The sequence below is a fragment of the Galbibacter sp. PAP.153 genome, assembly GCF_037029175.1.
Lineage (GTDB): Bacteria > Bacteroidota > Bacteroidia > Flavobacteriales > Flavobacteriaceae > Galbibacter > Galbibacter pacificus.
Genome location: NZ_JAZEUN010000002.1, coordinates 79,471 through 95,292 on the forward strand (window position 1 = coordinate 79,471; position 15,822 = coordinate 95,292).

Genomic DNA, 15,822 nt, shown 5'->3' on the forward strand with positions numbered 1-15,822 from the left:
ACCGATTTATCATTTTTTTTGATAAAAAATTTGTTTTTTAGTAGTATTTCATTAGTTTCGTGCAATCGATTACAAAAAAACTAACACGAACAGATTAAACCAAATTACAAAAACCAAGCTAACGCAATTATGAAAATTAACTTTATTAACCGTTTAAAACCTTCAAAGCTTTTAAAAGCTACAACAGCTCTTTGCTTGCTGGCATGTAGCTTAAGTTTTGGACAGCAAAATACGACCGTAACAGGGAGTATTACTGAAACAGAAACTGGCACGCCCCTACCGGGAGTGAATGTAGTTGAAAAAGGGAGTTCTAATGGAACCACAACCGATTTTGACGGGAATTACTCCATTAACGTATCCAGTCTAAATGCAACACTGGTAATTAGCTATATTGGCTTCAAAACTCAAGAAATTCCTTTAAATGGAGCTTCATCCATAAACGTTGTTCTTGAGCCCGATACGCAATCGTTGGATGAAGTAGTTGTAATTGGATATGGTACCCAGAAAAAATCTGATCTGACCGGAGCTGTGGGGAGCATGGATGCCGAAACCCTTACCGACAGGAGCATGAACAATCCGCTGGAGGCCATGCAGGGTAATGTTCCGGGGGTGCAAATTACACAATCTACTGGACGTATTGGCGACGGATATGACATTACCATTAGGGGTAAAAATTCCCTGAATGGAAATTCGGGACCGCTTTTTGTTGTTGATGGGGTTCCTACAAACAATATTAACTTTTTAAACCCAGAGGACATTGAGCGAATGGATATCTTAAAAGATGCATCCTCTACGGCCATTTATGGTTCAAGGGGTTCTAATGGGGTGGTAATTGTTACCACAAAAAGTGGCGCCAATGCACCATCGGATTTTACAGTTTCCCTAGATAGTTATATGGGGGTAAAAGAGGTAGCAAGGCTTCCTAAAATGATGGGCGGTGAAAAATGGTGGTATTACCATCAATCGGCTTATCTGGCAACTGCAAGCGATGGGCCCGATGGCTATGTAACCCCGGAAACTTTGTACAATGCAGTAATTGGTACCCGCAACTCAGAATTATTGAGAAGGGCCAATAACAACGAAACGTTCGATTGGTACGATGCCGTATTAAAAACCGGTATTCAACAAAACAATTATGTAAATGTATCCGGAAGGACCGATGATGGTTTGGGGTATAATTTAGGTTTAGGACTTCAAAACGAAACAGGGAATATTGAAAATGAATCCCTTAAAAAATATAGTTTTAAATCGGGGCTCGATAAAAAAATCAACGATAAATTTTCATTAGGCGCCAATTTTACCGTTGCCTTGACGGAACAACAAGATGGTAGTGATATTGCCATGCAGGAAGCTTTTAGGCTAAATCCCTTCTTAAACCCTTATCAACTGGACGGCACAGGATTGTTTCCGCTACCAGGAAAACTAACCGATGGGATTGACCCAAATACATTGTATATTGACAAAACCAGTACCTATAACCCAATTCTCGAGATTAGAAATACTTCTGATGAAACACGAAGATGGACCGGGATTGGAAATGTGTATTTTCAGTATAACATACTGGACTGGTTATCGTTTAAAACAACCTATTCCGCAGGATATACCAGCTCGAGAAGAGGGCAGTCATGGGGCGCAATGACGGCCACCGGGGTTGCAAATAACAACAAAGCTTCCGCAGCTATTGAAAACAGCGAGAATTTTAACGGCACATGGGACAACCAATTCAATATTGATTATACGTTTAACGATGTTCATGCTTTTAATTTTTTGGCACTTCAAAGTTTATATTACAGCAGGAGCGAAAGTTCTTTTGAGAGCGCCAGAAATATGCCTTTCGATACGGGATTCTACAATCTTGGTTCCGGGGAACAAAGCACCTTCAACTTAGGGTCGGCTTATTCTAAGCAAACTTTAAGTTCTTATGCCCTGCGCCTCAACTATGGCTATAAAGACAAGTACTTAATTACACTCTCCAACCGTTGGGACGGTTCATCATTATTGGCACAGGATAGAAAATGGGATACCTTCCCCTCGGCAGCTTTTGCATGGCGTATAAGTGAAGAAAATTTCTTGAACAATTCGAATACCATTTCCAACCTTAAATTACGACTTAGTTACGGTTATACCGGAAATAATAATGTGGACCCCTATTCCACGCAAAATATCTTAGACCAGCAACTGTACTACGATTTTAACGGAACTACTGCCAACGGTTGGCTCCCCAGTAAATTGGCTAATACAGTATTAGGCTGGGAAAAAACCAGGGAAATGAACTTTGGTCTCGACTATGGTTTCTTTAACAACCGTATTAGCGGTACCGTAGATGTTTACGATAGGCTTTCTGATGATTTGATTATGGAACAAAACCTTCCATTGGAATCAGGTTGGCCATTGATAAATGCCAATGTTGGATCGGTAAAAAACACAGGGGTGGAAGCCAGTTTAACAGGACGCATAATCGACAATAAAAAAGTTTCATGGTCTACCACGCTTACTTTTACCAAAAACAAAAATTCTGTTGAAGAATTGTATGGTCAAGATGAAGTAGACGATGTGGGAAATGGATGGTTCATAGGAGAAGACATTGATGTTATTTATAATTATGACTTTGATGGTATTTGGCAAGGTGACGAAGTTGCCGAAGCAGTATCATACAACCAAAGCGAAGGGGAAGCAAAAGTAAGGGATATTAATAACGATGGGGTAATTAGCCCGAATGACGACCGTATATTTTTAGGAACTCCAAACCCAGATTGGTCCGGTAGTTTATTTACCAAACTACAAGTTGGCAATATTGACCTCTCAGCTTCTGTAATAACAAATCAAGGTATGTATGTTTATAGTAATTTCCATGCCAATTTCACCAATACAGAAGACCGTGGCCGCCAAAAACTGGATATCGATTGGTATGTGCCGGAAAACCAAGCCGGGGTTCCCGCACAATTTTCAAATAGTTACCCACAACCAAGGAATATGGGGACCTATTGGAAAGACGACGGCGTAGGATATTACAGGGACGCTTCCTTTGTAAAGGTAAAAAACATTGCATTGGGATATACATTTAACAATAACCTAATTGAAAAATTAAATATTAAATATTTCAGGATATACGCAAACGTTATAAATCCTTTTGTATTTACAGATTATGATGGGTACGACCCGGAATGGGCAGGTGCAGGTTTAGGTGTAGGTCGCGTAAGCTCTATTACATATCAGTTAGGAATCAACTTAAAATTTTAATCAATCATGAGGATCAAAAATATATTACTAGGTTTAGGAATCATAAGCATCACATGCTTCTCTTGTGATGATTATTTAGAAGAAGAAAATCTATCAAACGTTACTGCCGACAGCTTTTATACCACAGCTGATGGTTACACGTCGCTAATCAATGCCAATTATGCAAAACTTAAAGATATTTATGGTGGCGATGCATGGCTGTTTAGTGCCGGTACAGATCTTTATGCCGAAGGACGCGACCAAGAACCACCGGGATTAAGCCGATATACCCAATTAACGTCCTCTTCTCAAGGCGTTGGACAATTATACACTACCTGCTATCAAGCCATACAAAGTGCCAATATGGCCATTTATTATAGCGATTTGACCGAACAAACCTCTAACATAAACCAACAACTTGGAGAAGTGAAATACTTACGTGCCAATGCCTATTTTTTATTGGTTCAGACATACGGTGGCGTTGGACTGGTAACCGATTATATCGACAGCCCGGTATTGACGTTCGACAGGAACTCTGCCGAAGAAGTTTACAGTTTTATAGTTTCGGAACTTGAAGAATCTTTAACCATGGTTGGTAGCGGGGCATTCGATGGCCATGTTAACAAAAGGGCGGTTCAGCATTTGCTTGCCAAGGTACATTTAACAAGGGGATACGAAAGTTTCGCCGCTTCCGACGATTTTAGCAAAGCCGCCAGCTATGCCGACGATGCCATTAACGGGCAGGCATTAACCATTCCTTTTGAAGAATTGTGGGCCCCGGGCAATGAAATGAATGCTGAAACCATTTTTTCCGTTCAATATGATGAAACATCAAACAGCTCGGATCCAACTAATATCGGGAACAAGCAAAACTATTATTTCAGCTCGTATTTAGGCGGGGCCGAAGTTGCCGATAATGCACCTTACAGGTCATACACCCTATGCCCTACCGCTTTTGCCGTTAGCCTGTTTGATGAAGGCGACGAGCGCTGGGAAGGAACATTTATGACTGAAGCTTTCCAAAAATATTACGATTATTTTAGGGTAGAAGATCATAGTGGGCTTGAAGTAGCGCATTATTATGCGCCTAAATGGGCTAGCACCACGGCCGATACTACTGCTTACCGTTTGGATCATCCAAATACAACCATACATGCATATGGGGAATATGTACCTTCTGAAAACAGAAATTTTGATTACGAAACCATTCCCGTTAAAAAGTTTGATGATCCTGAATCACCTTTCAGTAGCAATGGAGGAAGCACAAGAGATATTATTTTGTCCAGATTGGCAGACACTTATTTAATCGCTGCCGAAGCTTATTTTCAAGACGGAAATGCCGGAACGGCCTTGGCGAGACTTAATGCCGTTAGGGAAAGGGCCAATGCCACTCCCGCAACGGCCGCCGATATGGATATTGATTATATCCTGGATGAACGAGCAAGGGAACTCCTTGGGGAATACCATCGCTGGTTCGATTTAAAACGTACCGGAAAATTGGTAGAAAGAGCATCCATGTATCATTATTTAATCGATGAAGGAAACTTTGTTGGAGCCAATGGGGAACTTAAAATATTAAGACCCATTCCGCAAGAAGCAATAGACCTAAACCAGAATAAAGATTTCCCTCAAAATCCCGCATATGAATAGTTCTCGTTTTTAAGTTGTACATTTAGTTAGCATTCATGAACTTGGTGATATAAAAGTCGTCAAGTTCATGATGTTTAAAATAAAAACCTACAATTCAATATTAAAATCAATACAATGAAAAAAGTTAAATTCTTAATCCCATTATGCTGCTTGGCATTATCCACAGCATGCAAAACCGAACCAAAAAAAGAATCAGCCGATAATACCCCTGCTGAAAAACCTGTAGAGACACAACAAAACGAAAGAAAAACATATGCCGAAATTTCTATTGCCCAAGGTGGCGAATGGGTAGACGGTTCCAAAAATCACAAAGAGTATAGCAATGGAACATCTTATAAAAATGTTCAAGAACTCAAAGTACCAAAAGAACATACAGATCATTCATGGTACATAAGGTATGAAGGCCCCGGTTGGGAAAGCAACAAAGTTGGCTATCGCTTATATCTGGACTGGCGTAACGCCATAGATATCTTCGGAAAAAAAACTAGTGAAATGGTGCTCCCCAACGTTGGACAGGACAATTTTGACTCGTACCACGAAATGAGCGATTGGGGAATGGACATCCTAAAAGCCGGAAAATCCCTTGGAATAGGTTCTATTGGAAGATATATAGACGGAAAAGTGCTGCATTTTGAAAAAGTGGACTCCACCTATGCAAAAGTTGAAAACTCCGCCGCTACTTCTTCAGTGTATGTGGATTATCACGGGTGGGAAACCAATCAACAAAAAATAGACCTTTCTTCAAAATTAAGCATTACCCCAAATCACCGCTATACAAAACACACCGTTACTCCTTCCAAAGCTATTGAAGGCATATGCACTGGAATTGTAAAATTTGATGACATTGATTTAATTTCCAAAAAGAGTGCAAATGGCAACTGGGCATATATGGCAACATACGGCACACAAACTCTTGTCCCCGATAAATTGGGAATGGCAATTTTCTATAAAACCACAGATATTGAAAATGAGGTTGAAGGCCCGGACGATCATTTATTGGTTTTCAAACCCACTACCAATGCCATATCTTATTACTTTTTAGGAGCTTGGGAAAAAGAAAAAGATGGTATTACCAATCAAGCCGATTTTATTGAATACATCAATGGCATACTTGAAACCTTAAACTCTAATAACCAATTACCATAACCAATTTATTTATGAAATTTACTTACTGCATCTCTTTTATGGCCATTTTGGCCATTTCCACCTCTTTTTTTAGTTGTAAGAAGACCGAAAAGAAAGCCGAAACGACTACGTCTCAAATAAAAATGGTAGTAGATTCCACTGAAAAATGGTCAGAAAAAATGGCAAAATCCATTATGTACAGAAACCCGGAAGCTTGGCAAATTGACGATGCAAAAAGACCCAAATGGGATTATGTACATGGCCTGGTTTCGCTGGCCTTTGAAAAATTGTATGCAGAAACCCAAAACGAAGCTTATTATAATTATGCCAAAGGCTATGCCGATGCTTTAATAGATAGCAGTGGCAATATTGTTAATTACGAAATAGAAAAATATAATATCGACATGATTAATGCTGGTAAGATATTGTTCGATTTATATGCCAAAACAAATGATAAACGGTACAAAATTGCCATGGACACCTTGCGGCTTCAATTAAAAGATCAGCCACGTACAAAATCCGGTGGTTTTTGGCACAAAAAACGGTATCCAAATCAAATGTGGCTGGACGGTCTTTACATGGGAGCTCCCTTTTATGCCCAATACACCACAACTTTTGAAGAAGGAAAAGCATTGAACAACATTGCCAAGCAATTTCAACTTATTGAAACAAATGCCAAAGACCCAAAAACCGGATTATTATATCATGGTTGGGACGAAAGCAGGCAAATGGAATGGGCCGATAAAAAAACGGGGACTTCTCCTAATTTTTGGTCACGTTCCTTGGGGTGGTATGCAATGGCTTTGGTAGATGTGCTCGATTATTTTCCAGAAAATCACTCTAAAAAACAAGAATTGATAACGTACCTTAACCAATTGGCCACAGCCGTTGTTGCATTTCAAGATGAAAGTGGACTTTGGTACCAAGTGCCCAATATGGGCGACCGTGATGGGAATTACCTGGAAGCTTCGGGTTCGGCCATGTTAACCTATGCATTGGCCAAAGGTGTAAACAAAGGTTATTTGCCGGATCATTTCATGGAAAATGCAACAAAAGGTTTTAATGGGCTTACCACAAAACTTATCAAGGTTCAAAGTAATGGCACCATAACCCTTACCCAAGTATGTGCCGTGGCAGGTCTTGGTGGTAATCCATATAGGGATGGATCGTACAAATATTACATCAACGAGCGTAAAAAAGACAACGACCCCAAGGGAACCGGACCTTTTATTTTAGCAGCATTACAACTCGATAAATAAACCATGCAACCTTTATTCAAATTATCCTTTGTTTTTTTATTGCTGATAAGTCTTCAATTGTATGCAATCGACAATAATTCTCATAAAGAAGAAATAGATTTTGTAGTGGCCAAAGACGGAAGCGGCGATTATACTTCAATACAGGAAGCCATTAACGGTACAAAGTCGTTTCCATACGAAAGAATCACCATTTTTATAAAAAAGGGTACTTACAATGAAAAAGTAAAAATATACCAATGGAACCCTATGCTCACGATTATTGGTGAAAGTAAAGAAGAAACAATTATTGAATACAACGATTATTTTGATGCCGTCGGACTGGGAAGAAACAGTACCTTCCATACCGCCACGCTTCAAATTGATGCAAACGACTGTATTGTAAAAAACCTTACCATCTCCAATTCGGCTGGTCCTGTTGGGCAGGCCATTTCACTGGCAATAACATCCAATAGGGTAATTGTGGAAAATTGCAACATTAACGGAAATCAAGATACCGTATACGTTACCGGGGAAGGCAATAAACAATATTTTAAAAACTGTTATATTGAAGGCTCAACCGATTTTATTTTTGGTCAGGCAACCGCTGTTTTTAATAATTGCACCCTACACAGTAAAAGCGATTCCTATATTACAGCAGCCTCAACACCCAAAGGAATCGGCTTTGGCCTGGTATTTATTAATTGTAGGCTTACCGCTGCTACCAATGTGGGCAAGGTTTGCTTAGGAAGGCCGTGGCGCGTGTATGCAAAAACCGTTTTTATAAATTGCAACATGGGGCAACATATACTTCCGCAAGGCTGGGACGATTGGGACAAACCCGATAGCCACCAAAAGACCTTTTATGCCGAATACAACTCGACAGGATTGGGCAAAAATATAACAAGCCGCGTTTCATGGTCGCATCAACTCACCAAAGAGCAATACAAGATATATACAGTTAAAAACATTTTAAAAACAGACCAAGATGATGAATGGTACCTCAAACCATAAAAAAATAAAGATTACAAGCCTGTTTGTCATGTTCCTTTTTGCGGTTCAGGTAAACGCCCAACAAATTTCACTTTACACCATTGGAGATTCTACCATGGCAAACAAACCCAATCCAGAAGAAAATCCAGAAAGGGGCTGGGCACAAATGCTACAGCAGTTTTTCAATAATGATCTGCTTGTTAAAAACAAGGCCGTAAACGGAAGGAGCACCCGCAGCTTTATTAATGAAAACCGCTGGGATTCTATTTATAATGAATTAAAACCGGGAGATTATGTTTTTATACAATTTGGGCACAACGATCAAAAAATAAAAGATGCCACAAGGTATACCAATCCGCATACGGCCTATAGGCACAACCTAATAAAGTTTGTGCGCGAAACCAGAGAAAAGGGTGCCTCCCCTATTCTATTGTCGTCTATTGTAAGAAGAAATTTTAACGAACATGGGGTTTTGGTAGATACACATGGGGAATATCCGCTAGAAACACGTTTGGTTGCCGGTGAAATGAATGTGCCTTTTATCGACCTTCAGTACATGACCGAAATTTTAGAGGAATCCTACGGGCCGGAAAAATCAAAAGAACTCCACTTGCATTATAAACCGGGCGAAATTGCCTATTACCCAAACGGTAAAGAAGACAACACCCATTTATCCGTAAAAGGAGCTACCTTAATTGCCAAACTGGCTGTAGATAAATTAAAAAAGAGCAATAGCCCGTTAGCAAAATACCTAAAGTAAACTACCTCGGTGCAAACACACGAGGCATTGGTCAGAAACAAATTTTTAATTTCGAGGCAAGCCTCGAGATATTATACCCTTTGGCGGCGCCAATAAAAAAGCGCCTTTTTCAAGGCGCTTTTCCTAATAATATTATTAGCTGTCTTATTGTTCCAAAGTAGCCAATTTATCTTTCATTTCTTTAAACTTAGCTTGTTCACCAAGTGTTCCATAGATATTCATAAGTGTTCTTACGGCATCTATATTATCTGGATTGATGGTTAAAAGTTTTTCAAGATAAGGAACCGCGCTTCTGTACAATTCTTCACGCTGACCTTTTAATTCGTCGTAACGTTTGTTGTCGGCAGCAGAATTCCCCAATCCGTTCATTTCATCAACCATTGCTCTTTCATCAGAAAGTATCAAGGAAGCCATATTTAAATATACATTTTCATTTTCGGAATCCAATTCCAAGGCTTTTTCATAGTATTTTTTAGCCTGTTCCTTATTACCCTGCTCGGCAGTTATAACGCCAAGGTTGTAATAAAGTGTAGGATTGTTGGGGTCTTTTTGAATAGCCTCTTCCATTAAAGATTGAAACTTGGCCTTATCCCCCATTTTTATGTACATATTAGCTTCGGTAAGCAATAAGTTAATATCTTCTGGATTTGCTTCTCTTGCATCTTTAATCGCTTCGGCGGCCTTCTCGGTCTCTCCTTTTTCATTATAAATCAACGCAATGTTTTTTATAATTTCAGGATATCTCGATTCGGTTTCTTCCTCAGATGGATCTGTGTATTCACCAGTTTTAACCATGAGGTCACGATTTTGCTCAGACCCAAGGTTTTCGGTTTCACCGGTTTCTTTGTTAACGGCCATGTATGCGGTACTCTCTCCGGTGTATTCCAACTCGTTCAATTTCTCGTAATATTCAAGAGCCGTATCCAGATCTCCACCATTTACAGCACTAGATGCAGCAAAGTATAAATAATCCTGATTGTCGGTCATTTCATAAGCCATATACAGTTTTTTAGCTGCCCCGGCAAAGTTTTCGTTTTTGTTATCTTCAACAGCGGCATTTACAATGTCTCCAGACAAACCGTTAAGGATTTCTTTGGCTTCATCTGTATATTTTGTCTTGTACGATTTTTCAAATTCGATTAACTGGTTAAAAGAATTTACGGCTTTTTCGTAATCTGCATCAGAGCCACTTTTTTTGGCCAAGTCTACATATGTTTTCCCTAAAAGGAAATAATACTCATCTTTATATTTATCGTCTGCTGTTTCAATGGTAGACGATATGCTTTCTAATGTGCTTTTCGCTTCGGCAGAACTCCCTTTGTCCAAGGCTTTTTCAGCATCCCTCAGCTCGCTTTTTTGGGCTATTGCGAAAGAAGAAGCCAATATTGCCGACGCTAATAAAACTTGTTTTTTCATTGGTAATAAAAATTTGTGTTAAGTGTTATTCGTTATTGTTGTTATCTGTGTTTTCTTCCGTATTCGAATCAACATCTATGCCATCGTCGTTTACCTCGATATCTTCCACATCATCAATCTCCTCTTCTTCTTTCATCACTTTGGCAACAGCGGCAATGGAATCGTTTTTCAAATTTATTAATTTTACGCCTTGTGTGGCACGGCCCATTACCCTAAGATCTTCAATGGCCATTCTTATGGCTACTCCAGATTTTGTAATTATCATAAGGTCGTCTTCATCAGACACGTTTTTGATAGCTACCAAAGCACCTGTTTTTTCGGTAATGGACATGGTTTTAACTCCTTTACCGCCACGATTGGTAATCCGGTAAACGGCTTCTCCATCTTCTGGGTCGTCCAGATAAGTACGTTTTCCGTAACCATTTTCTGAAACCACTAAAATATTTTCTTCAAAATTGTTAACGGAAACCATCCCGACTACCTCGTCGTTATCATCGGCAAGGGTAATCCCACGTACACCAGAAGCATTTCTTCCCATTGGCCGTGTTTTGCTTTCTTCAAACCGGATGGCTTTACCAGACTTGACCGCAAGCAGTATTTGGCTGTTTCCGGTGGTTAGCTTTGCCTCCAAAAGTTCGTCGCCTTCCCGAATGGTTATGGCATTGATACCATTTTGGCGCGGACGCGAATATTGCTCAAGTGACGTTTTCTTGACCACACCTTTGTTTGTGGCCATTATGACAAAATGACTGTTGATATATTCTTCGTCTTTTAAATCTTTGGTGCAAATAAAAGCTTTTACCTTATCGTCCTGTTCAATATTGATTAGGTTTTGGATAGCCCTTCCTTTGGAAGTTTTGCTCCCTTCGGGGATTTCGTAAACGCGCATCCAGAAACATTTTCCTTTTTGGGTAAAGAACAACATGTATTGGTGGTTGGTACCCACGAACAAATGCTCCAAGAAGTCTTCGTTCCTTGTTGAAGAGCCTTTTTGGCCCACCCCGCCCCTATTTTGGGTTTTGTATTCGGTAAGCGGTGTCCTTTTAATGTAACCCGCATGAGAAATGGTAATAACCACTTGCTCGTCCGGGATCATGTCCTCAATGCTCAAATCGCCTCCGGCGTATTCTATTTGAGAGCGACGTTCATCTCCGTATTTATCTTTTACTTCCAGAAGTTCTTCTTTGATGATGTCCATTCTACGCTCTTTACGGGCAAGAATATCTTTACAATCATCAATGAATTTTTTAATTTCTTCATATTCAGAACGCAGTTTGTCCTGTTCCAGCCCCGTTAATTGTCTCAACCGCATTTCTACGATTGCCTTGGCCTGGATTTCCGACAGTTTAAAACGTTCTATTAATTTGGTACGCGCTTCATCTGCATTGCTGGAAGCCCGGATAATGGCAATTACTTCGTCTATATTATCAGAAGCAATAATCAAGCCTTCAAGAATATGGGCCCGTTCTTCCGCTTTGCGCAGTTCGTATTCGGTCCTTCTTACAACTACTTCATGACGGTGTTCCACAAAATGGTGGATCATGTCTTTCAAATTAAGCAATTGCGGCCTACCGTTTACCAGTGCAATATTGTTTACGCTAAACGAAGATTGCAGTGCGGTGTATTTATAAAGTGTATTTAAAACAATATTTGGAATGGCATCGCGCTTTAAGATATAAACAATGCGCATCCCGTTTCTGTCCGATTCGTCACGGATGTTCGAAATCCCTTCAATTTTTTTATCGTTAACAAGGTCTGCCGTTTTCTTAATCATGTCTGCCTTGTTGACCTGATATGGAATTTCGGTTACAACGATAGACTCTCTTCCGTTAACTTCTTCCGTATGGGCCTTGGCACGCATTACCACGCGCCCCCTTCCGGTTTTAAAAGCTTCACGAACGCCATCGTAGCCGTAAATAATACCTCCAGTTGGAAAATCGGGGGCCTTTACGTGCTCGATGAGCTCGTCTATCTCTATATCGCTGTTTTCTATATAGGCTACGGTACCGTCTATAACTTCCGATAGGTTGTGCGGGGGCATATTGGTGGCCATTCCCACAGCAATCCCCGATGCACCATTTATCAATAGGTTTGGCACCCTGGTAGGAAGTACTTTAGGTTCTTTTAAGGTATCGTCGAAGTTTAACTGATGATCTACGGTATCTTTATCAATATCAGCAAGCATATCTTCTGATATTTTCCGCATACGGGCTTCGGTATAACGCATTGCCGCCGGGCTGTCTCCATCTATCGATCCAAAGTTCCCCTGACCATCTACCATCATGTAGCGTAAGCTCCAGCTTTGGGCCATCCGCACCATGGTATCGTAAACGGAAGTATCTCCGTGCGGGTGATACTTACCTAGAACTTCTCCTACAATTCTCGCAGATTTTTTATAAGAACTGTTAGATCTAACTCCCAATTCATGCATCCCGAACAAAACGCGTCGGTGAACAGGTTTTAGTCCGTCCCTAACATCTGGTAGAGCACGTGACACAATGACCGACATTGAATAATCAATGTAAGCCGATTTCATCTCGTCCTCAATATTAATAGGGATCAGCTTTTCTCCTTCTGCCATATTAAATATTTTATGTATGTTTTAATTATAAATCGTGCCAATATACGTATTTTATAGACGCTTTCGCTTTCCGTTAAAAGGTTTTTTCATGTTTTTATCAACAAAGAACAGCTGCGAAAAGGTTAATAAATTGAATGTTAATTTTTTTGATTTTGCCGAGTTTTTTTGTCTATTAGCTAAAAGTAGTCCTAATTCTAATTAATTAGGGTATAGTTTTTGCCTACTTGTAGTTGTTTTACTATTTTTAATTGAAGAAAGAGAGAAGTATGGATGATAATTTTTCACCTCGGGTTAAAGATGTTATAGCATATAGTAAAGAAGAGGCCTTACGTTTAGGCCATGACTTTATTGGCACAGAACATCTTATGCTCGGACTTTTGCGTGACGGAAACGGAAAAGCGATAGACATTTTAACTGCATTAAGCATAGACCTTGATCATTTAAGGAGAAAAGTAGAAATATTAAGCCCCTCAAACCCTGGAACTAATGTAACTGCGAACGACAAACGCAACTTGCATCTCACCAGACAAGCAGAAAGAGCATTAAAAACTACTTTTCTGGAGGCCAAACTATTTCAAAGTTCGTCGATCAATACAGCTCACTTATTACTTTGTATCTTGAGGAATGAAAACGACCCGACCACAAAGTTGCTAAATAAGCTTAAAATCGATTATGACAACGTTAAAGAACAATTCAAGCTTATGATTACCAGTGATGACGATTTTATAGATTCGCCAACATCCGAATCGTTTTCAGACGAAACGGGTGCAGGAGAAGAAGGAAGGGACAATCCTTTTGGCGGTACGGGAAGTACCCCTAAATCAAACAAAAAGTCCAAAACCCCGGTCCTTGACAATTTTGGTAGGGACCTTACCCAACTGGCCGAGGAGGACAAATTGGACCCAGTTGTTGGAAGAGAAAAAGAAATTGAAAGGGTTTCTCAAATATTAAGCCGAAGAAAGAAAAACAACCCATTGCTTATTGGCGAACCGGGTGTTGGTAAAAGTGCCATTGCCGAAGGCTTGGCGCTCCGTATTGTTAAAAAGAAAGTTTCAAGGATACTCTACAACAAGCGCGTTGTAACGCTCGATTTGGCTTCGTTGGTTGCCGGCACAAAATACCGTGGCCAGTTTGAGGAGCGTATGAAAGCCGTAATGAACGAACTTGAAAAGAACGACGATATTATTCTTTTTATAGACGAGATACACACTATTGTAGGTGCCGGCGGTGCCACTGGAAGCCTCGATGCTTCCAATATGTTCAAACCGGCTCTGGCGAGGGGCGAAATTCAATGCATCGGTGCCACCACTTTGGATGAATACAGACAGTATATTGAAAAAGACGGCGCCTTGGAAAGACGCTTCCAAAAAGTAATCGTAGAACCTACTTCGGTAGAGGAAACCATTGAAATACTTCATAATATTAAAGATAAATATGAAGAACACCACAATGTAATCTATACCGAAGAAGCCATTGTATCGTGCGTTAAGCTAACCAATAGGTACATAACCGACCGTTTCTTGCCCGACAAGGCTATTGATGCTTTAGACGAAGCCGGATCCCGTGTCCATATAACCAACATGGAAGTTCCAAAACAAATCCTAGAGCTCGAAAAACAGCTGGAAGATGTAAAAGAACTTAAAAATTCCGTAGTCAAAAAGCAAAAATACGAGGAGGCTGCTAAATTAAGGGACGACGAAAAACGTTTGGAAAAAGAATTAGCGCAGGCACAGGATCAATGGGAAGAAGAAAGCAAACTCCACAGGGAAACCGTTACGGACGAAAGCGTGGCCGACGTGGTTTCCATGATGAGCGGGGTTCCCGTAACCCGTATAGCGCAGGCAGAAAGCTCTAAATTGGCCGAACTGCCCAAACTCATAAAAGGAAAAGTTATTGGTCAGGACGAAGCGGTTGCCAAGGTTGTAAAAGCAATACAGCGTAACCGTGCCGGGCTTAAAGATCCCGACAAACCAATTGGCTCGTTTATATTTTTAGGACAAACAGGGGTTGGAAAAACCCAATTGGCTAAAGTGTTGGCCAATAAATTGTTCGATTCGGACGACGCCTTAATTAGAATCGACATGAGCGAATACATGGAAAAATTTGCCGTGTCGAGATTAATAGGCGCACCTCCGGGATATGTAGGTTACGAAGAAGGCGGGCAACTTACCGAAAAAGTAAGAAGAAAACCCTATGCCGTTATTCTCCTCGACGAGGTAGAAAAAGCGCACCCCGATGTGTTTAACATGTTGCTTCAGGTTTTAGACGATGGTTACATTACCGATAGCCTGGGAAGAAAAATAGATTTCAGGAACACCATCATCATCATGACATCCAACATTGGTGCGCGTCAATTAAAAGATTTTGGTCAAGGAGTTGGTTTTGGAACTTCAGCTAAAAAGGCACAGGCCGATGAGCACTCTAGAAGTGTTATCGAAAATGCCCTTAAAAAAGCTTTTGCTCCAGAGTTTTTAAACCGAATTGACGATGTTGTCGTATTCAATCCATTGGAAAAAGAAGATATCCACAAGATTATCGACATCGAACTGGAAAAACTTTACCTGCGTATTGAAGGTCTGGGTTATCATTTAAAACTAACCGATAAGGCCAAAGACTACATAGCCGATAAAGGTTTCGACAAGCAATATGGGGCAAGGCCGTTAAAAAGGGCCATTCAAAAATATATTGAAGACGCCCTGGCGGAAGAAATCATTACTTCCAAGTTAACTGAAGGCGATAGCATTTTAATGGACTTAATTTCTGAAAAGGAAGAACTTACCATTACTATCGAGAAAGCAGAAAAATCTGCTGAATCGTAAACATTAAAATAATTTCAAATATTA

General features: G+C 40.2%; 9 protein-coding genes. 7 read left to right on the forward strand and 2 right to left on the reverse strand.

Features of this window, described 5'->3' with window-relative positions; all coding sequences use genetic code 11:
• Positions 1–129: 129 nt before the first annotated feature.
• The 6 genes from UXI14_RS01155 (at position 130) to UXI14_RS01180 (ending at position 8,982) form a co-directional block, all read left to right on the forward strand.
• Positions 130–3,240 carry a TonB-dependent receptor gene (locus UXI14_RS01155; protein WP_335964428.1) on the forward strand — a complete coding sequence of 1,037 codons (3,111 nt, stop codon included), beginning with the start codon at positions 130–132 and terminating at the stop codon, positions 3,238–3,240.
• Between the two features lie 6 nt (positions 3,241–3,246).
• Complete coding sequence (locus UXI14_RS01160; RefSeq protein ID WP_335964429.1) at positions 3,247–4,869, forward strand: RagB/SusD family nutrient uptake outer membrane protein; 1,623 nt, start codon at positions 3,247–3,249, stop codon at positions 4,867–4,869.
• A gap of 114 nt (positions 4,870–4,983) precedes the next feature.
• Entirely contained in the window at positions 4,984–6,015 is a 1,032-nt protein-coding gene (locus UXI14_RS01165; RefSeq protein WP_335964430.1) for a DUF4861 family protein, read from the forward strand.
• A gap of 11 nt (positions 6,016–6,026) precedes the next feature.
• Entirely contained in the window at positions 6,027–7,253 is a 1,227-nt protein-coding gene (locus UXI14_RS01170; protein ID WP_335964431.1) for a glycoside hydrolase family 88 protein, read from the forward strand.
• Between the two features lie 3 nt (positions 7,254–7,256).
• Positions 7,257–8,243 carry a pectinesterase family protein gene (locus tag UXI14_RS01175; protein ID WP_335964432.1) on the forward strand — a complete coding sequence of 329 codons (987 nt, stop codon included), beginning with the start codon at positions 7,257–7,259 and terminating at the stop codon, positions 8,241–8,243.
• A complete protein-coding gene (locus UXI14_RS01180) occupies positions 8,218–8,982 on the forward strand; it encodes a rhamnogalacturonan acetylesterase (RefSeq protein ID WP_335964433.1) in 765 nt (254 codons plus the stop codon). The genes UXI14_RS01175 and UXI14_RS01180 overlap by 26 nt, the downstream gene beginning before the upstream one ends.
• A gap of 144 nt (positions 8,983–9,126) precedes the next feature.
• On the opposite strand, the gene UXI14_RS01185 is transcribed toward UXI14_RS01180, so the two are convergent.
• Positions 9,127–10,398, reverse strand: a complete 1,272-nt coding sequence (locus UXI14_RS01185) for a tetratricopeptide repeat protein (protein WP_335964434.1) — start codon at positions 10,396–10,398, stop codon at positions 9,127–9,129.
• 25 nt (positions 10,399–10,423) lie between these two features.
• Complete coding sequence (gene gyrA / locus UXI14_RS01190) at positions 10,424–12,979, reverse strand: DNA gyrase subunit A (RefSeq protein WP_335964435.1); 2,556 nt, start codon at positions 12,977–12,979, stop codon at positions 10,424–10,426.
• Positions 12,980–13,245: 266 nt separating this feature from the next.
• On the opposite strand from gyrA, the gene UXI14_RS01195 reads away from it, so the two are divergent.
• Positions 13,246–15,798, forward strand: coding sequence for an ATP-dependent Clp protease ATP-binding subunit (locus UXI14_RS01195; protein WP_335964542.1), 2,553 nt, complete (start codon positions 13,246–13,248; stop codon positions 15,796–15,798).
• Positions 15,799–15,822 lie beyond the last annotated feature (24 nt).

Coding starts and splice junctions, on each gene's coding strand:
- UXI14_RS01195 (WP_335964542.1), top strand. CDS start 13,246: ATGGATGATAATTTTTCACCTCGGGTTAAAGATGTTATAGCATATAGT.
- UXI14_RS01170 (WP_335964431.1), top strand. CDS start 6,027: ATGAAATTTACTTACTGCATCTCTTTTATGGCCATTTTGGCCATTTCC.
- gyrA (WP_335964435.1), bottom strand. CDS start 12,979: ATGGCAGAAGGAGAAAAGCTGATCCCTATTAATATTGAGGACGAGATG.
- UXI14_RS01155 (WP_335964428.1), top strand. CDS start 130: ATGAAAATTAACTTTATTAACCGTTTAAAACCTTCAAAGCTTTTAAAA.
- UXI14_RS01175 (WP_335964432.1), top strand. CDS start 7,257: ATGCAACCTTTATTCAAATTATCCTTTGTTTTTTTATTGCTGATAAGT.
- UXI14_RS01185 (WP_335964434.1), bottom strand. CDS start 10,398: ATGAAAAAACAAGTTTTATTAGCGTCGGCAATATTGGCTTCTTCTTTC.
- UXI14_RS01180 (WP_335964433.1), top strand. CDS start 8,218: ATGATGAATGGTACCTCAAACCATAAAAAAATAAAGATTACAAGCCTG.
- UXI14_RS01160 (WP_335964429.1), top strand. CDS start 3,247: ATGAGGATCAAAAATATATTACTAGGTTTAGGAATCATAAGCATCACA.
- UXI14_RS01165 (WP_335964430.1), top strand. CDS start 4,984: ATGAAAAAAGTTAAATTCTTAATCCCATTATGCTGCTTGGCATTATCC.